The sequence below is a fragment of the Sinorhizobium sp. FG01 genome (genome assembly GCF_002531875.1).
In the GTDB taxonomy this organism is placed as follows: Bacteria; Pseudomonadota; Alphaproteobacteria; order Rhizobiales; family Rhizobiaceae; genus Sinorhizobium; species Sinorhizobium fredii_C.
This window is the reverse complement of sequence record NZ_NWTB01000012.1, coordinates 96,833-114,452: the sequence shown is the minus strand read 5'-3', so window position 1 is coordinate 114,452 and position 17,620 is coordinate 96,833. Positions and strand designations below refer to the sequence as shown.

At 63.5% G+C, this 17,620-nt stretch carries 14 protein-coding genes and 1 pseudogene; 10 read left to right on the top strand and 5 right to left on the bottom strand.

What is annotated here, in order from left to right; all coding sequences use genetic code 11:
- Positions 1–348: 348 nt before the first annotated feature.
- Positions 349–1,686, top strand: coding sequence for a mechanosensitive ion channel domain-containing protein (locus CO656_RS20715; RefSeq protein ID WP_097526955.1), 1,338 nt, complete (start codon positions 349–351; stop codon positions 1,684–1,686).
- On the opposite strand, the gene CO656_RS20710 is transcribed toward CO656_RS20715, so the two are convergent.
- Positions 1,622–3,043, bottom strand: coding sequence for a PLP-dependent aminotransferase family protein (locus CO656_RS20710; protein ID WP_097526954.1), 1,422 nt, complete (start codon positions 3,041–3,043; stop codon positions 1,622–1,624). The two genes, CO656_RS20715 and CO656_RS20710, sit on opposite strands and share 65 nt — an antisense overlap.
- A 93-nt stretch (positions 3,044–3,136) precedes the next feature.
- Between CO656_RS20710 and CO656_RS20705 the strand changes: the two genes are divergently transcribed.
- Together CO656_RS20705 and CO656_RS20700 are read left to right on the top strand one after the other, a co-directional pair.
- Positions 3,137–4,000 (top strand): DMT family transporter, encoded by an 864-nt coding sequence (locus tag CO656_RS20705; protein ID WP_097526953.1) that lies wholly within the window; start codon positions 3,137–3,139, stop codon positions 3,998–4,000.
- A 164-nt stretch (positions 4,001–4,164) separates the two neighbouring features.
- Positions 4,165–4,665 carry a hypothetical protein gene (locus CO656_RS20700; RefSeq protein WP_097526952.1) on the top strand — a complete coding sequence of 167 codons (501 nt, stop codon included), beginning with the start codon at positions 4,165–4,167 and terminating at the stop codon, positions 4,663–4,665.
- Positions 4,666–4,685: 20 nt separating this feature from the next.
- Here CO656_RS20700 and CO656_RS20695 read toward each other — a convergent pair whose 3' ends face one another.
- Positions 4,686–5,828, bottom strand: coding sequence for an RHE_PE00001 family protein (locus CO656_RS20695; RefSeq protein ID WP_097526951.1), 1,143 nt, complete (start codon positions 5,826–5,828; stop codon positions 4,686–4,688).
- 469 nt (positions 5,829–6,297) lie between these two features.
- Here CO656_RS20695 and CO656_RS20690 point away from each other — a divergent pair, with 469 nt between their 5' ends.
- Together CO656_RS20690 and CO656_RS20685 are read left to right on the top strand one after the other, a co-directional pair.
- Positions 6,298–7,134 carry a hypothetical protein gene (locus CO656_RS20690; protein ID WP_037421364.1) on the top strand — a complete coding sequence of 279 codons (837 nt, stop codon included), beginning with the start codon at positions 6,298–6,300 and terminating at the stop codon, positions 7,132–7,134.
- Between the two features lie 76 nt (positions 7,135–7,210).
- Positions 7,211–7,619, top strand: a pseudogene (locus tag CO656_RS20685) (VOC family protein).
- 264 nt (positions 7,620–7,883) lie between these two features.
- Here CO656_RS20685 and repC read toward each other — a convergent pair.
- The 3 genes from repC to repA form a co-directional block, all read right to left on the bottom strand.
- Complete coding sequence (gene repC / locus CO656_RS20680) at positions 7,884–9,194, bottom strand: plasmid replication protein RepC (RefSeq protein ID WP_097526950.1); 1,311 nt, start codon at positions 9,192–9,194, stop codon at positions 7,884–7,886.
- Positions 9,195–9,350: 156 nt separating this feature from the next.
- On the bottom strand, positions 9,351–10,355 hold the full coding sequence (gene repB / locus CO656_RS20675; protein WP_097526949.1) for a plasmid partitioning protein RepB: 1,005 nt from the start codon (positions 10,353–10,355) through the stop codon (positions 9,351–9,353).
- Positions 10,356–10,358: 3 nt separating this feature from the next.
- A complete protein-coding gene (gene repA / locus CO656_RS20670) occupies positions 10,359–11,552 on the bottom strand; it encodes a plasmid partitioning protein RepA (protein ID WP_037421435.1) in 1,194 nt (397 codons plus the stop codon).
- A gap of 340 nt (positions 11,553–11,892) precedes the next feature.
- On the opposite strand from repA, the gene hutC reads away from it, so the two are divergent.
- The 5 genes from hutC to CO656_RS20645 all read left to right on the top strand — a co-directional run bounded on the left by hutC (position 11,893) and on the right by CO656_RS20645 (position 17,397).
- Positions 11,893–12,600 carry a histidine utilization repressor gene (gene hutC, locus CO656_RS20665; protein ID WP_097526948.1) on the top strand — a complete coding sequence of 236 codons (708 nt, stop codon included), beginning with the start codon at positions 11,893–11,895 and terminating at the stop codon, positions 12,598–12,600.
- Between the two features lie 477 nt (positions 12,601–13,077).
- Complete coding sequence (locus CO656_RS20660) at positions 13,078–15,039, top strand: elongation factor G (protein WP_097526947.1); 1,962 nt, start codon at positions 13,078–13,080, stop codon at positions 15,037–15,039.
- Positions 15,040–15,106: 67 nt separating this feature from the next.
- Positions 15,107–15,325 (top strand): AbrB/MazE/SpoVT family DNA-binding domain-containing protein, encoded by a 219-nt coding sequence (locus CO656_RS20655; protein WP_037421432.1) that lies wholly within the window; start codon positions 15,107–15,109, stop codon positions 15,323–15,325.
- Between the two features lie 207 nt (positions 15,326–15,532).
- On the top strand, positions 15,533–16,609 hold the full coding sequence (locus CO656_RS20650; protein ID WP_037421349.1) for an endonuclease/exonuclease/phosphatase family protein: 1,077 nt from the start codon (positions 15,533–15,535) through the stop codon (positions 16,607–16,609).
- Positions 16,610–16,776: 167 nt separating this feature from the next.
- Complete coding sequence (locus tag CO656_RS20645; protein ID WP_097527033.1) at positions 16,777–17,397, top strand: hypothetical protein; 621 nt, start codon at positions 16,777–16,779, stop codon at positions 17,395–17,397.
- Positions 17,398–17,620: the final 223 nt, after the last annotated feature.

The window sequence follows — 17,620 nt, the reverse complement described above, 5'->3', positions numbered from 1 at the left end:
GCGTGGAACGCTCGGGTCGAGATGCTGAGCGCGCCACCACACCCAATCTCCCTCCTTTGGGGGAGATGGCCGGCAGGCCAGAGGGGCTGGCGCGGCCCAGCCTGTGCACATCCGCTGCGGTCCGGCCAGGCCTCCCCTGCGATCCTCATTCCTGTGCTTATCACAGGGCGCGGCACTCCCTCTTTCCATAGACGTCCAAGGACCGCTGCCGCATCGGTCGCCCGATTGAACAAATCCCCTGCCCGATTGGTTATACGGCTGCGCGGTGCGCCTTTTTGAGCGCGCCCGACGTCCGCTGCCTGTTCCCTGCCCGAATGGCACCGCGGCAAGATCGCGAAGAAAATGCCGATGGATTTCGTCGAGACCATCAATGCCACCGCAGCGTGGCTCCAGCGGTTCGTGCTCAACGAATGGACACTTTATCAGTGCGCCGTGATCGTCGTCGGCTATGTCGCTTGCGGCCTGCTCGCCAAGCGCCTGGAGCCGGCGCTCGAAGCCCGCGCCCGGATGATCAGGGGAAATCCGGACCTGCTGCGCGTCATCATCGCCTTCATGCGGCGGCTCAAATGGCTGTTCCTGATCGTCTGGCTGTGGATCGCCGACGTCGTGCTGTCGCGCTACGGCTGGCCGTCCTACCGCTGGCTGGTGGGGACGGTGCTGACGCTGGTCGCCGCCTGGTTCATCATCGCCGTCTTGACCCGCATCATCCGCAACCAGACGCTGGCGCGCGTCGTCGCCGTCCTCGGCTGGCTCTACTTCGCGCTTTACGCGCTCGGGCTGGATCGCCCGGTGCTGACGGCGCTCGACAATGCCGCCGTCAATCTCGGTGCCGTTCGCCTTTCGCTGCTGCTCGTACTGAAGGCGATCGTGCTCTCCGCCGCAATGATCTGGCTCGCCGTTCTCACCGGCAACATGTCGTCGAATTGGATCCAGAAATCCGCCGACCTGACGCCGTCGCTGAAGGTGCTGATCAGCAAGCTGATCAAGATCGGGCTCATCGTCCTTGCCGGCACGATCGCGCTGTCGGCGACCGGCATTGATCTGACGGCGCTCACCGTCTTTTCGGGCGCCGTCGGCGTCGGCATCGGCTTCGGCCTGCAGAAGGTGGTGTCGAACTTCATCTCCGGGATCATCATCCTGCTCGACAAGTCGATCAAGCCGGGCGACACAATCACGCTTGGGGAAACCTTCGGCTCGATCCGCGACCTGCGCTCCCGCTTCGTCTCCGTCATCACCCGCGACGGCAAGGAGTACCTGATCCCGAACGAGGACTTCATCTCCAAGCAGGTGGTGAACTGGTCGTTTTCCAGCGACTATGTCCGCATCGACGTGACCTTCGAAACGTCGCCGAAGAGCGATCCGCACGAGGTCGCCCGGCTTGCGATCGAAACCGCCAAGAGCGTTCCGCGGGTCGCCAGCGTCTATGCCGAGCCGGTCTGCTGGATGACCGGTTTCGGCGGCTCGTCGCTTACCTTCAAGCTCAGATTCTGGATTTCCGATCCGGCGAACGGGCTCACGAACATCCGCGGCCAGGTGTTCATGGCGCTCTGGGACGCCTTCCAGGCAGCCGGCATTGCGACGCCTGACCCGCGCGAGATCATCATGAAGACGCCGGTCGATATCACCGGCGCAGAAGAGCCGACAGCTCGCGAAACAGCCGCTCGTCCTCGCACTGTGCCACGTTGAAGCGCAGAAAATTGCCGGCCGTCTGCGCCTGGCTGAAGACATTGCCGGGGGCGAGCACGATGTTTCTGGCAAGCGCCCTTCTGGCGACGTCCGCGGCGTCGACGCCGTCCGGCAGCCGGCACCAGACGAACATGCCCGCCTGCGGCTCGATCCAGGGCTCAATGCCGATCGCCCGGAGCTTTCCGATCGTCTCGGCCATTGCCCGCGACAATCGCTGCCGCACCGTCTCCATATGCTTGCGATAGCTGCCGTCCTTCAACAGCGTCAGCACCAGCTCGGCGGAAAATCCGGGACCGCCGAAACTGGTGGCGATCTTCAGGTCGGCGAGCGGCTCGATCCATTGGCGGGGCGCGACGATGAAGCCGCAGCGCACCGCCGCCGACAGCGACTTCGAAAAGCTGCCGATATGCACCATCCGCTCGAGCCCGTCGAAGGCGGCAAGCCGCGGCGCCGGCGCCTCTTCGAAATCGGCAAAAATGTCGTCCTCGACGATCGTCAGCCCCGCCTGGTCGGCGAGCTTCAAGAGGCGGTGGGCGATAAGCGGCGAGAGCGTCGCGCCGGTCGGATTGTGGAGGGCGGAATTGGTGATGTAGAGTCGCGGCCGGTGTTCTTCGAGCGCAGCGGCAAAGCGCTCGATGTCCGGCCCGGCCGGCGTATAGGGAATGCCGACGATTTTTGCCTGATGCGCCCGGAGCAGCGCATGAAAGTTGAAGTAGCACGGATCGTCGACGAGCACGGTTTCGCCCGGCTCGACGAGGAAGCGGCAGAGGAGGTCAATCGCCTGGGTGCCGGACTCCGTCAGCATGATCTGCTCCGGCGAGGCTTCGATGCCGTGCTGCGCCAGACGGCGGGCAAGGAGCGCGCGGAGCGGCAAGAGCCCGAACGGCGGGCCGTAGTCGACGAGCGTCGAGGCACTTGCCCGCGCGACCGACCGCAAACCCCGGCGCAGCCCCTCTTCCGGCATCCATTCGGCCGGCAGCCAGCCGCAGCCGGGCTTCAACACATTGCCGTCCGCCTCGAGCGCCTGCCGCGAGATCCACAGGGGATCGACCTCGCGCTCCACCCGCGGGCCGAGTTCGGCAAGCGACAAGGGGGCTAGCGGCGCGGCGACGAAGAAACCGGAGCCCGGCCGCGATCGGATCAGCCCCTCGGCCGCCAGCCGCTCATAGGCCTCGACCACGGTCGACTTGGAAACTTTCAAGCTCGTCGCGAAGGCACGGATCGACGGCAGCCGGGCGCCGGGTGTCAGGCTGCGCCCGGCAATTCGGTTCCTGATCGTCGCCATCACTCTTTCGATCAGCGTCTCGCCGTCGGCGTCGACAGTCTGCGGCCTCATCCGTACCGGTTCCTCATGCATGACAGTTTTGCAGAACTGTACTCCACCGTCTCTGGAAGAGCCAGCCGCCTCAACCGATAGAGATGGCGCCGATAGGGGTGAAGGGAGCATGGCATGGACAGGATCACGAGCGGCTGGATGAACGGCATGGCCGGCGTATTGATTTTCTCGGGCTCGCTGCCGGCGACGCGGATCGCGGTGATGGACTTCGATCCGGTCTTCTTGACCGTGGCCCGCGCGACGATCGCCGGGCTGCTCGCCTTCGGCCTGCTCGTCGCCTTCCGCGAAAGGCGGCCCGAGCGCGGCGATCTGCTGCCGCTGGGCATCGTCTCGCTCGGCGTCGTCGTCGGCTTCCCGCTGCTGACGGCGCTGGCGCTCCGGCACGTGACCTCCGCCCACTCGATCGTGTTCGTCGGGCTGCTGCCGCTCGCCACCGCGATCTTCGGCGTGCTGCGCGGCGGCGAGCGGCCGCGTCCGGCCTTCTGGCTGTTTTCCGGGCTCGGCAGCGCCATCGTCGTCGGCTTTGCGTTGCGCCAGGGGTTTTCCGCCTCGCCGCTCGGCGACCTGCTGATGCTTGCCGCCATTCTCGCCTGCGGCCTCGGCTATGCCGAAGGGGCGAAGCTGTCACGCAAGCTCGGCGGCTGGCAGGTCATTTCCTGGGCGCTTGTGCTGTCGTTGCCCGTGATGGTCGGGCTGGCGCTCGCCACCATGCCGGCAGACTTCGGGAACTTGCGCGCCGCCTCCTGGCTCGGCCTCGGCTATGTCTCCGTCTTCTCAATGCTGGTCGGCTTCATCTTCTGGTATCGCGGCCTCGCCCAGGGCGGCATCGTCGCCGTCGGCCAGTTGCAATTGCTGCAGCCCTTCTTCGGGCTCGCCTTGGCGGCGACCCTGCTCGGCGAGACGGTGAGCTGGACGATGCTTGCCGCCACACTGGCGATCGTCGCCTGTGTTGCCGGCGCGAAGAAGTTCGCGAGCTAGCCGCGGTTGCGGGCGCGCCGCCCCGACCATCTCCCTAAAGCTGTGTCCCTGCCCGAGGGTGGTCGATGTTAGTATCGGCACAAGGGGAACTTCCAGGCGGGCGGTGCGTTGGGGCAGATGGCAAAACGCGTCCGGCCTCGGACGATTGGGGGAGGCACTCACCGGTGAACAGGCATCTTCTCGTCGCAGCCATGCTGTCGCTTCTTGCGGGCACGGTTCAGGCCGATGAATCGGCCTTTCTCGGGTCGCTGGAGGGGCAATGGACCGGGGGCGGCATGGTCAGGGTTCGCGTCGACAGGACGCCGATCAACGTCTCCTGCAACTTCGATTCGCAAGCGAGCGAGGCCGCGCTGTCGATGCGGGGCACCTGTCGCGGCCTGATCGTCGTCTCGCGCTCGATCGGCGCCGACCTTCAGTTTACAGGTGTCAACTACAGCGGCACCTATGTCGGGCCGAGCGGCCGCAAATCAACGCTCACCGGCAAGCGCCGCGGCAGCGCCATCAACCTCACTATCCATTGGGCGCGGGAGGTAAACGGCGACCGCCGCGCCAACCTGACGCTGCAGAAGGTGGGCGAGAACGGCATGAAGCTCGTGACCGTCGACGTCGATCCGCGATCTGGCAATCGGGTGGTCACCAGCGAAATCAATCTGCAGCGAAAGTAGCCGGCGCTTTACGCGAGGCGTCAGATCACGCCCCAGCCGCGATAGCGTCCCCTGCCGGTGATCTCGCGCACTCCGAGCTCGCGCACCAGATTGAGCGCGCCGCGCTGGGTGACGCCGAGATGCCGGGCGATCATCGCCGTCGAGACGACCGGCCGGGAAAGGACGAGATCGATCAGCCCGGGGAGGTTGCTGTTGGAGCGCCTGTCCTTGATCCGCATCTCCATCTGCGTCCTGGCGAGCGACAGCCGGTCGAGCTCCTTGAGGCCGAGATCGGCCGTCATCGCCATAGCCTCGAGAAAGGCATTGAGGCGCGTCAGCCGGTCCTTCGAGCGGCGCCGCTCGTGGCGGATCGTCTTCAGCCCGGTGTTGAAGGCAAGCACGTGCGAGGCGACCTTGCCGCGCGAGCGAAGATAGGCGCCGACGAGCAGCGCGCCGAGCCAATGCTGGCGGCGCAGCGGCTCGATCCTTTCCCAGGCGTCGAAGAGCACCGCGGCGCCGAGGCAGGCGGGCAAGGGGTCGGCGGCGGCGAGGATCTTCCGCCACGCATCGAGCCGCGCCGTCTCGTCCCAATCCTCATCGAAGAGCAGGCCGAGCTGGCCTCGAGGCTCAGCCGCCCGCTGCGGGGACAATGCGGGACCGCCTTCGGCTAGGCTGCCGGAGTGAAATTCGAGGAGCCGCTGCGACCGGGCAATGGCCGCGTCGAGCTCGGCGAATTCGCCGGCGAGCGGGTTGTCGTCGGCATCGTCCGCCGCTTCCGATGCCCCGTCGGGGCTCGGCCGGGCATCCCGTGCGATTGCTTCATTCGCGGCGGCAGCGCCCTGGTCTCCCCTCAGCGCATTCATCCCCGGCAAGGTCAACGCCCAGCCGGGCTCGGCCAGTTCCAGGCGGCGCCGGGCCCGCAACACGCCATGGGCGATCGTCAATTCGTGAGAAGGCGCTCGCGCATCCATGTGCGAATCGTGTAATACGAGATCCTCGACATGGACGAGTTCGCCTGCTACCCAGAGAGCCGCCGCCGCGTCGAAGAACTGTCCGCGTTCGCGAAACCCCTCGGCAATGGCATGGCGGGCGGCGCGTTCATCGAGCCGGGCAAGCCCGTCCTCCGCGGCGATCAGGCCCGGAAGCAGCGCTGGATGAAGCGGATCGGGTGTTTCATATCTCATTAAAAAGACGTAGCCTTTTGCTGAAACGGAAGCTAACACGAGTTTTTGTTCCGTCACAGGGTGAGGCAACGTTGCCCACTGGAATTTTGCCGGTCGGCACCGCCAGCTAGCCAAACGACTAATCACCGGCCACGCGGCGGCAAACACCGGCCGCCGATCGAGTTGACAGCTGTCAACAGCTTCCGACTCGGATCAAGGCAAACCTGTTCCGACGTGAGACGCGGCGCACCGCCAAGGCATTCTTCGCAGGTCCCGGCCCTCCTCCCTAGAGTTGACAGCTGTCAACTCCGTGCCCGACCGGTGTCGGCGGCATGCCCCTGCCCCGGTCCCTCGTTCGGACTTGCGTCGCCAACTGTCGGCCTCAAGCCCGCATCTTGCCAGTGGTCGACAATTCCTGCTTTAAGACGCGCGGGGCAAGTTCCAGCGGTACGCACTTTCCGCAGGCACAGACACGAAAGAAGCGGCATTCATGACAAGCGTTCTGGCAGCAAGCGGCGGCGTCAAGCAGGTGATCTGCATCAGTTGGGGCACCAAATACGGCCCTCCCTTCATCAACCGGCTCTATGCCATGGTGGCGCGCAACATCACCCCGCCCTTCACCTTCACCTGCTTCACCGACAGCCGCGACAACCTGCGGCCGGAAATTCTCTGCGAAGACCTGCCGCCGCTCGATGTCGAGATGCCGAAGAACACCAAAGGCATCTGGCCGAAGGCGCGTCTCTGGGGACCGAAGCTCGGCAGCCTCAAAGGGCCGGTGCTGTTCCTTGACCTCGACGTGGTGATCGTCGGCTCGCTCGACAGCTTCTTCGAGGTCGGCGGACCGGATGACGTCGTCCTGGCAGTCAACCAGACGACGCCTTTCGAACGGCTCGGCCAGACGTCGGTGTTCCGCTTCCCGGTCGGCAAGCTCGTGCCGTTGCAGGAGAAATTCCGGGCCGATCCGCAAGGGGTGGCGGACGAATATCGGTTCGAACAGCGCTTCGTGACGCGCAACGCCCCAGGCGGGGCAAAATTCTTCCCGCGCCGGCATGTTCTGCATTTCCGCCAGGATTGCCGCTGGCCGTTTCCGCTGAACTATTATCTCGCCCCGCGCCTTCCCGCCGACGCCCGGATCGTCCTCTTCCCGCGCGGGCTGTTGCCGCAGCACGCGATCGACGGCCAGTTCGGCTACAAGGGCCGCGCCTCCACGCCGCTCGGCCACGTCTGTGGTCTGTTTTCTCCCGAGCGAAGGGAAAGAAACCCGTTCCGCTATCTGCGCCACTATATTCGACCGACCCAGTGGGTGGCCGAACACTGGCGCGAGTGATTGCCGGGCGGAGTTGACAGCTGTCAACAGGGTTTGAAGTTCGGCGCTGCTTGACCATAGCGAGAAGGAAAGCGATGTGCCGCTCAATAGGCTGGTTATCTATGCCAAAGATGTCGAAGAAACAGCCCGCTTTTACGAGAAGCACTTTGGCTTCGAGGTAAGCCGTCGGCCTGGCGACCGAATCGTAGAACTGTGCTCCCGGGACGGCGGCGCAAATCTCCTGCTGCATCCGGCAGCAAAAGGGCAGCGCGGCGGTCGATCGGCTATCAAGCTCGTCTTCGACGCGGAGAATGTCGAGGCCTTCTGCCGGCGATCCGCGGCATTGGGACTTGAGTTCGGCCCCATACACCAAGCTGACGGCTATCAATTCGCCAATGCCAAAGACCCCGACGAAAACTTCGATCTCGGTCTCACGTCGCGCCTTCCGCAAGACGGATCGAAAACACGTCCACGTGTATCGACAGGCGGCCGACTCCGAGGGGTGAGTGACCAACGTGAATCCAAGTAGCGGAAACGATTGGCGAGTTAGCTTCCGTGTGGCGAGTAGCGAAGCCTTTCTGTCAATGCGTTACGATAACCGCAATTTCGTTAAGAACAGGTTGTCGGATCACCAACGACGATTCCGGTTGCGCGGAGGCTCCGACACCTGCAACGGCAAAACAATGCCGTCAGGGCACCGCGCACGAAGTGGCGCGGCTTCCCAAGTCTTCCAAACAACGAGCTTGCCTGTCCTGTCCTCTCATCCGGCGCTAGCTGGCCATCGTCGCACTCGCCCTGCTTGCCTGGGACAGGGCGCCGATCATCGGTGCCAACGAAAAGGTCTGCTGCCTTGCGCGTCGGGTGAGATCCCTGAGATAGCCGCCCGGTGAGTTGATCCGATCGGCTCTTTCGAGAATGCAGGCCATGACGGTCGCGGCATTCTCGTAGCCGAGCACCGAGCAGGCATCCTCATAGGCGTCGGCGCTCACCTCGAGCATGGTGCGGACCACGATCGCCGCGGTAATCAGGTCTTTCCAGTTCGCCACGCGGCCGGATGGCGCATAGTCGGCAATTTGCGGGCAGGCCTGAAGAACCGCTGGCAGGGGGATTTGGCGGGAAAGCCGTTCGACAGGGGCGGTGGGTGGAACGAGGCTGGCCGGCAGTCGGGGAGAGGCCTCATCTCGCCGCCGCTGTTCCGGTTTTCTCGTCCGCCCATCGCTTTCCGTTCGGCGGGCGTCGGCGGTAAAGCTGATCTCCCGGCCTTTTCCCATGCCCGGTTCAGATTCAAATTGGGAATCTGGATCTGAATTCTGTTTGTGCCATCCATTCTGGTGATCATTGGCGGCCGTTTTTTGCGAATTCAGCAATATTTCCAATCGATTGGTCAGATCGTCGCGGAGTTTTGCGAGTTTTTCGAGGATGGCTTCGACGACTCCGGCGGGAGCCTTGCGCGGCAGGCCGGTGATCAGGTGCTGAATCTCGGACTCGAGTGCGTCCAGATCAGCGTCAGGACCGATCTCGCGGCTGAGTTCGAGCAGCTTGGTTATGTCGCGCCGGCAGAGGCTCAGGCGCTCACGAACGAGCCGGAGATGCTGCTGTTCGGCGGCAAGCTTGGCCGCGGCGGCCTTGAATTCTTCGGCCCGGGCAAGCAGCGGTGCGAGGTCGAAACCGAAGGCTTCGCCGATCGCGCCATTGCGGTTCTTGCGGGCGTAGCGCTTGCCGTTCGGGCTGTCGCGCCGGACGATCAGCCCGGCTTCGACTAGGCAGGCGAGATGCCGGCGGAGCGTCGTACCGGCCATGCCGTGGGCGCGGAGCGAAAGCTGCGCATTCGAGGGAAACACGACCAAGCCGTTTTCGCTCGATAGTTCGGCACCGGGAGAGAAGCTCAAGAGAGCATTGAGCACGGCAAGCGATCGATCCGAGATGCCGATCTCGGCCTTCGCCTCACAAACCGTGCGAAACAATTTCCATTTGTCGACCGACTGCTTCGGCGGAATATCGCCAGCAGCGATCTGCCTTGCGAGCATGCCAAGCGTCATCGCCCGGCGCCCGAAAGGCGTCGTCACATTCCCACGCTCCATTTTTCTTCACCTTTTCCAAGGCAAAAGAAAACCGTTCGCCGAAACGACGTCAAAAATGCTTGACACTGATTCGCGGAAATGGGAATCTCTAGTTGCTACACGAGAGAAGGGTTTCCGCAGCGCTAGTCGTTCGGAAGCCTTTTTCTTTTGCTCTGCTTAATCTCCTGTTTCCTGTTGGTATTCGAGGTAGAGAGCATCGAGCCTCTGCCTCACGAATTCTGCGAAGCCCGGCGCCGCCTTCTTGCTGAAAGCAAGCGTCGTTTCCGTATCGGTATCGCGGATGCGCACCGGACGCGTCCGGTCGGGAGCCAGCCAGGCTTCGGACCGAGCCCGCGTCCTGGTTTCGGCGAGCAACGCGAAGAGCTTTTCGAAGCGCCGGTCGCTGTCCATTTCCGTGAACACGCTTTGGCGAATGTGTGAGAGCGCCTTGGCGCGCCGTCCGCTGTTTTCAAGCCGATCGGCCAGTTCCATCCAGCGCCGCCGCCCGAAGGAGGGTGCGGCACCGATCGCCTCGATGATCTCCACCGGCAGGCGCCGCACGACGGTGATCATCTTCGACAGCGCCGCCTTGTCGACGCCGATCGCTGACATGATGGTCTCCCGCGAAAAGCCGCGGTCCTCGAGCCTGGCCGCAAACAGCGACCGCTCGATGAAGGAGAGGTCCGTGCGGGCGTTGTTCTCCTGCCCTTGCGAAATGACGAGCTGCTCGTCGCTCAGCGCGCGAATGACGGCTTTCACCTTGCCGCCGATTTCGCGCAGCGCCGCCAGGCGCCGGTGGCCATAGGCGACCTGATAGCGGTTTTCCGCCTCCGGGTGCGGCCGCACCAGGATCGGCACCTGTTGTCCATGGTCGCGGATCTGCTCGACCAGCGCGGCCTGCACTTCCGGCGTGACGCCCAGCCGGTCGACGACGAAGGAGGCGTCGATCAGGTCCGGATCGAGCTCGACGATCGCGTGACCCTGCGCCAGCTGGCGCTCCAGCTCCTCGGCCCGCTCGACCTTCTGGGTGATGTTGGTGAGCGACCTCGTGATGCCGCCGACCAGCGCATTGGTTCTCTTCCCCGGCGCAAGCCCGGCCATCGGTCGCTCGACCGCCGGCCGTTCCGCGTCGAGCGGAGCGGCCGGGCTGTCGGAGATGCCGATCAGGTTCTTGCGGGCCATCGATTACTTCCTTCCCCAGACGCTGCGGATCATCTCTTCGATCTCCGCATTGACGAGCGAAAGGGAATCCATCGCCCGGTCATAGGTACCGCGAATGAATTGCGACCGCTCGACCTCGTAAAGCGTCTGCTTCGTAACGCCGGCGTCGGAGATCGCGGTCGACTTCACCATGGCATTCTGCAGCATACGGTTGCCGAAGATCGCCCGCATGAAGCCGGTCATCTGGCTCTGCGGACCGTCATTAGGCTCGAAACGGGTGACGAGATAGCGCATCCAATCATAGCTGGTGCGGCCGCCCGCCTTCTCGACGACCGCCATGAGTTCGCTGGTCATCGACAGGAACTGGGACATCGACATGACGTCGAGCATTTGCGGGTGCACGGTTATGAGGACGGAGGTTGCGGCGCAGAGCGCCGACATCGTCAGGAAGCCGAGCTGCGGCGGGCAATCGATGACGACGACATCGTAGAAGCTCTCGATTTCCGTCAGCACCTCGCCGATCCGCGCGAAAAACAGCGTCTCGGCGGAGCCGCCGATCATCGCCTTCGGGGTTTCGTGCTCGAACTCCATCAATTCGAGATTGCCGGGGATCAGATGCAGATTGGTCGTATAGGTCGAGCGCACCACCTCGGCGATCGGGCGAGGGGCCTCGTAGCGGATGGCGCCATAAAGCGTCTCGGCTTCGCCGACGTCGAGTTCGGGCTGGTGGCCGAAGAGTGCGGAAAGCGATGCCTGCGGGTCGAGATCGATCGCCAGCACGCGATAGCCGCGCAGCGCCAGATATTGCGACAGATGCGCCGACGTCGTCGTCTTGCCCGAGCCGCCCTTGAAATTCATCACCGAGATGACCTGGAGCTTTTCGCCCGGCCGCCGGTGCGGAATGTATTTGCCCGTCTTGCTGCCCTCGTCGAGGACGCGGCGGATCCGCTCGATATCCTCGACCGCATACATGCGCCGGCCGTTTGACAGCGGCTGCGGGCCGTGCCCTTCTGAGGCGATCTGGCGCAGGTAGCCTTCACCGATTCCGATGAAGGCGGCGGCCTCCGCCGGGCTGAAGAGCCGCATCGACTTCTGTGCCGTCGGAGAGAAGATCTTCCTTTGATGTTCCTGCAGCTGATGAGCGAGTTCCTGAGCGTCGGCCGCCAGCAAGGAGGGCAAGTGCTCCTGCTCGTCGACACTCTGGACTCTCGGCTGCAACATGATGATCTCCGAAAACTGCGCAAAATTCGGCAATAAGAGCGAATCTGCGCAGATATACTATGCGCCGATTCGTTGCCGAATGACAAACGCTTAGCACATGGCCGCTTTTTGCTGTGCGGCCGGCTGTTTTCACCAATCTCGTCGGTCAAGTTGTCCGCGGACAACGTTGCCTTACTCTTACTAGGTCATCGCGCCGCATGCGCGAAGCCCGGTGGAAAATCGCCAGGCCGAGGCTGTCGCCGGCGGCGGAAACGGCTAAGGTGCGGGACTGGTCATCAGCGAGGTTCCGGCTATTTCCAACGATCATCCTTCAGAAGACAGAGACCGCTCCGAGCAGTTGTCGCTGCACCAGAGGATCCTGAACGACGTCGAGGGGAATATCCTCTCGGGCCTCTGGCCGCCGGGACACCGGATACCGTTCGAGCACGAGCTGACGGAGCAATATGGCTGCTCGCGGATGACGGTGAACAAGGCGCTGAGCGACCTCGTCAAGCGCGGCCTGATCGAGCGCCGGCGCAAATCCGGCAGCTACGTCACCTTTCCGCATGTCCAATCGGCCGTCATGGAGATCCATGACGTCAGGCTCGAGGTTGAATCGCTCGGCCTCGACTATGCCTACCGTCTCGACGAGCGCGTGCTGCGCAAGGTGACGACCGGCGATGCGGCACGGATTGACCTGCCCGGCTCGGGCCGCCTCATCGACATTACCTGCCGGCATTTCGCCGGCGGACGGCCCTTCTGCCTCGAAGAGCGGCTGATCAATCTTGCGGCCGTTCCGGAGGCGGAAGCCGAGCCCTTCGATGCGGTCGCGCCGGGCTCGTGGCTGCTCGGCCAGATACCCTGGAGCACCGCCGAGCATCGCATCCGAGCGGTGGCGGCCGGCCGGCCGGCGGCCCAGGCGCTCGACATCGCGCCCGGCGCGCCCTGCCTGGTGATCGAGCGGCGCACCTGGAGCGGTGGCGCCCCCGTCACCAGTGTCAGGCTCACCTATCCCGGGGATCGGCACGAGCTCTTCGCCGAATTCGCTCCCGGCGCGAACGGTTAATGCATGTCGCCCAAAAGTGTGCAGCGGTTTTGGGATAACGACATGCACAAAAACAAAGACCTAAAGCGCGCCGCGTGAATAAGTTTGAACGCGACGCGCTTTAGTCACCGGCTGACACCCCCGGCCGCACTTATCAGAGACATGTTATCGGCCCCATCCGCGTCATCAGTTCGTCAACAGCAGAATTAAAAAACAACGTTGTTTCAAATAGATAAGCGTTACATCAAATTTCGCCTCCGGTTGCCTATCCGGTAAGGAGCTCCGCAACCGTCGTTCAATGTCGCCTCTGGCTTGGCGCTCTGTCGACCGCCAATGGCAAGCACGGCCCGGGTCCACAGCATTCACAACTGCTCCGGCTCGAGCACAGGCATCCCCCCGACGCCACCCGCCAAAAAAACAGCAATCTCTGGTACTTTGCCTCCGAGACGGGCATCCTATCTTCATAGAAGTGTCATCCTGGCAGAGGGAGGAACGCGGATGCGCTGCTTTACGGTACTCGGTCCTTCGCAGATCGGAAAATCCACGCTCGTGGAAAGGTTGGGCTCGCTGGAAGGCGAGCCGAAAAAGTCAGTTTCCCCTTACGGTCTATCCATCACTGAATTCGATTTTGGCGGCGACGCCTGGTGTGCTCTCGACGTGCCGGGAAACAACGAGGCGCTTGCCCATGCGCAGGATGCGCTGCTGGCGAGCGACGCCTGCGTTCTGTGCGTTTCGCCCGTGGTCGACGAGGCGGTGCTCGCCGCCCCGTATCTGAGGGCGATCGAGGCCTCGGGCACGCCCTGCATCCTCTTCGTCAACCGCATGGACGAGCCGCGCGGCCGGCTGCGCGACGTCGTCGCCGCGCTGCAGGACTATTGCAGCCGCCCGCTCGTGCTGCGGCAAATTCCGATCCGCGACGGCGACAAGATCATCGGCAGCTGCGATCTCATCTCGGAGCGCGCCTGGCGCTATCGTGAGGGGCAGACATCTTCGCTCTTCGAGTTGCCGGAGAACACGATCGAGCGCGAACACGAGGCGCGCGTCGAGCTGCTGGAGCATCTGTCCGAGTTCGACGACTGGCTGCTCGAGGAATTGATCGAGGACCGCGAGCCGGCGAGCGACACGATTTACGCGATCTCGACACGGGTCTTGACCGAGAACCGGATCATTCCGGTGCTGCTCGGTGCGGCGAGCCACAGCAACGGCATCATGCGGCTGATGAAGGCGCTACGCCACGAGGCGCCGCGCGCCGACGCGCTGCGCAAGCGCCTGGCCGCGGCCGCCCGCATCGACGAGGCGGCGCTGACGGCGGTCAGCTTCCACGCCTATCACCGGCAGAGCGTCGGCAAGACGGTGGTCGCCCGGGCGCTGCAGAACGGCGTCAAGCAGGGGGCGGTGCTCGGCGGCGCCGGGCTCGGCGCGCTCCACGACCCGGCGAGCGGCCGGGCGATGGCGAGCGGCATCACAGTCGCCGGCCAGATCTTCGCCGCGGTGAAATCGGATCACCTCACCGTTCCGGCCCTGTTGACCCCCCATACGACGGTCGCGCCGCCGGAATGGACGGCACCGCCGACGCCGATCCTCGAGCGGATCCTGGTGCCGGAAAGCGAGCGCGACGAGAACAAGCTTTCCGAAACGCTCGCGAAACTCGCCGAAACCGATCGCGGCCTGACCGTCACGCAGGAGGAGGGGACCGGCGCGCAGCTGGTCAGCGTTCAGGGGCCGGTGCACCTGCGCGATATCTGCCGCACGCTTTCGGATGTCTTCCATGTGGCAGTCAGCGAGCGGCCGCCGAGCCCGGTCTATCGGGAGACCATCTCGAAATCGGCTGAGGTTCATTACCGCCACCGCAAGCAAACGGGCGGCGCCGGCCAGTTCGCGGACGTCAAGCTCAGCGTTCATCCGAACGGACGCGGCGAGGGGTTCTCCTTTGCCGAAACCGTCAAGGGCGGTGCGGTGCCGAGGAATTTCATCCCGGCGGTCGAGGCCGGCGCCCGCGAGGCAATGGACAAGGGCCCGCTCGGCTTCAAGGCGATCGACGTCGGCGTACTTTTGACCGACGGCCAGCACCACTCCGTCGACAGCTCCGAATATGCCTTCCGCACGGCCGGCAAGCTCGGTGTCCGCCAGGCGCTTTCACAGGCCGGGGCGGTGCTGCTGCAGCCGATCTTCCGGGTGGAGATCCATGTGCCGTCGATCTATTCCGGCGCCCTCGTGCCGGTCGTCGCAACCCTCAAGGGCCAGGTGCTCGGCTTCGATCGCGACGAGGCGGCGAAGGGATGGGACATCTTCCGCGCGCTCATCCCCGGCAGCGCCTTCGAGGAACTGGCCCGGTCGCTCCGATCGGCGACGCAGGGCATCGGCTATTTCTCTAAGAGCTTCGATCACTTCGAGGAGCTCTACGGCAAGGAGGCGCAGGCGATCGTCCACGCGCATGGGACCCATGCGAACGAGCATTGAGGAGGCGGGGGGAGCGTCTAGCAATTTGCAACCCTCGCGCTTGAAATGCGTGCATGCGGTTGCGCCGATGAGAAGAACGGCAGTGACCGTCACTGCCAAGGGACAAGTCACGATTCCAAAACAGGTCCGCAACCCGGTGGGAATCGGCCCGGGCACGGCCGGCAGCGTGGTGCTCGTCCCGGCCGACAAGAAGCGGCCCAAGAGCTGCTTTCACCGGCTGCGCGGACATGCCGGCGAGGGACTCAGCACGGATGCCATCATGGCGTTGACGCGCGGCGAACCATGACGCCGGTGGGTACCAACATGCCCTCGACGTCTCTTTTCCGCGAGGCGGGACCCCCACGCCCGCGGCCAAGTTGTTCCCGCAAGTTCGCCGATCGGAGGATCGAGGACCGGCATCTTGGGCGTCATCGCACGCGATGATCCACGTCATCTCCGCGTCGCAAGATTCCTGCTATACTCGGCATGATTGCGATAGCGACCGGGGTGAACAATGAAGCTCAAGCGGCTAGCCATAGGCACCTTCAATCTCTACAACCTGAATGAGCCCGGCCTGCCGATCTACACGAACGCGGACGGCTGGTCGGAAGAGGAATACGGCCGCAAAATCGACTGGACCCAGCGCACCATCCGGCTGCTCCACCCCGACATCTTCGGCTTCCAGGAGCTTTGGCACGCGAATTCGCTGTGGCGCGCGCTTGCCGCGTCCGGACTTGACCAGGACTACGACCTGTTGGCTCCACAGGACGCCAACGGCTCCGGCATCGTCTGCGCGGCGATCGTCCGCAAGGGCCTGCTGGTCGGCGACCCCGAATGGATTGTCGAGTTTCCCGACAAGTTCGTGCTGCGCAGTTCCGGCGACGATCCTCAGACGCCCGCCATCCGCGTCGACATCCCGAGCTTCTCGAGGCCAGTGCTGCATTTCAGGGTCCGGCCGCGCGAGGACCACGAGCCCGTGCATGTCTATGTCTGTCACTTCAAGTCGAAGGCGCCCACCCAGGTCTTTCGGGAGGGCTGGTTCAGGGCCGAGGAAGAGACCTACGGCAAACATGCGGCGAGCCTCGGCGCCGCGATCTCCACCGTGCGCCGCACAGCCGAAGCGGCGGCATTGCGCTTCATGCTGACCGAACAGATGAAGGGCAACCGCACACCGGTCATTGTCCTCGGCGACATCAATGACGGCCAGCACAGCAACACCGCCAATATCCTGACTGCGCAACCGCGCTATCTCGTCGGCGATTCGACCGGCGGCGGCGACATCAGCCTCTATACGGCGCAGACGCTACAGGAATACCGCAGCACGCGGGACGTTTACTACACCCACATCCACCAGGACATCATGGAGTCGCTCGACCACATTCTCGTCAGCGAGGAATTCTATGACAACAGCCGACGGCGCCTATGGATGTTCGACGGCATGACCGTCAACAATGACCACCTCAACTTCGACGACCACGCGGAGAGCGGCACCAACGACCACGGCGTGATCGTTGCCGCCTTCAAGTACAAGCCCATCAGAGCCGAAGCCAGCGATATCGTGGAGGGGCAGCCGACAGGCGGCGGGGGGTAGGCCGCTGCGATCTGGCTGTGGCAGGAGTCTGGAAGGGCATCGGCCGACCGTCTGAAATGGAAAGCGGAAGTTTGGGGGGCCTCGGTGAGGTCTGGTTTGCGCCCAACACCGGACATCGCGGCGTTGCGGTTGAAGACGATATGGTTGGGGCGGCGCCCTGGAGGTACATGATGATTGTTGTTGTGGAAGGCATCAGTGCGGCTGGTAAGACTACCTGGTGCAGATCTCACGGCCGATCATACCTGATCCCCGAGACGTTCCCGGCTGATCGAAAAGCTCAACCCCTTACTGGCATAGCAACCGCTCAATACTGGATCGACTGGAATGCCAGAAGATGGGGCGATGCGCTCCAGATAGAACGGGAGAAGGGTCGTGCTATATGCGACACTGACCCTTTGAAGCTGCACTATTCCTGGTGCCTTTGCCAAATCGACGCACTCCCGAAACGCCAGTGGGAACTTCAACTTCAGACAACTAGAACCGCGCTGCAGGAGGAACGGCTGGGATTCGCCGATGCATATTTCGTCAAGGTCATCGACTACCTGACAGCTAAACAACAATGTCAGGGAGACACCTCTCGCGTGCGGGATCGCTTCGAACTGCACTTTCGCTTACAGCCATTCCTCATCCGCTGGTACGAACTTCTGGAAAAGGCTTTGGGAGGCCGAGTGCTTTGGAGGTTGCCAGACGATGGGCTGCCGGCCGACGCTACTTTGGCCAGTGAACTCCGCTACGACATCAACGTATTTGATCGCTTCGTTTCTTCGTTGGAGACAAAAGCAACATAGCGCCTCGTTGCACGTGATGTCCGCATTGGGCCGAAGGCCGAAATTCACCGGTCAGCCGCAAACTTCCACGCTTGGCGCGTTCCCATCTTTAAAAAGGCATTTTGGTCGAGCGTTGGCACGTCGCTTTGAGTAAACCGACTTGATGAGCGCAAACTCACGCCCACAAGCGGCGCATGCCGACCTTATTTAGGACTATGTCGAGCATGCAATGTCGGATTCTCGT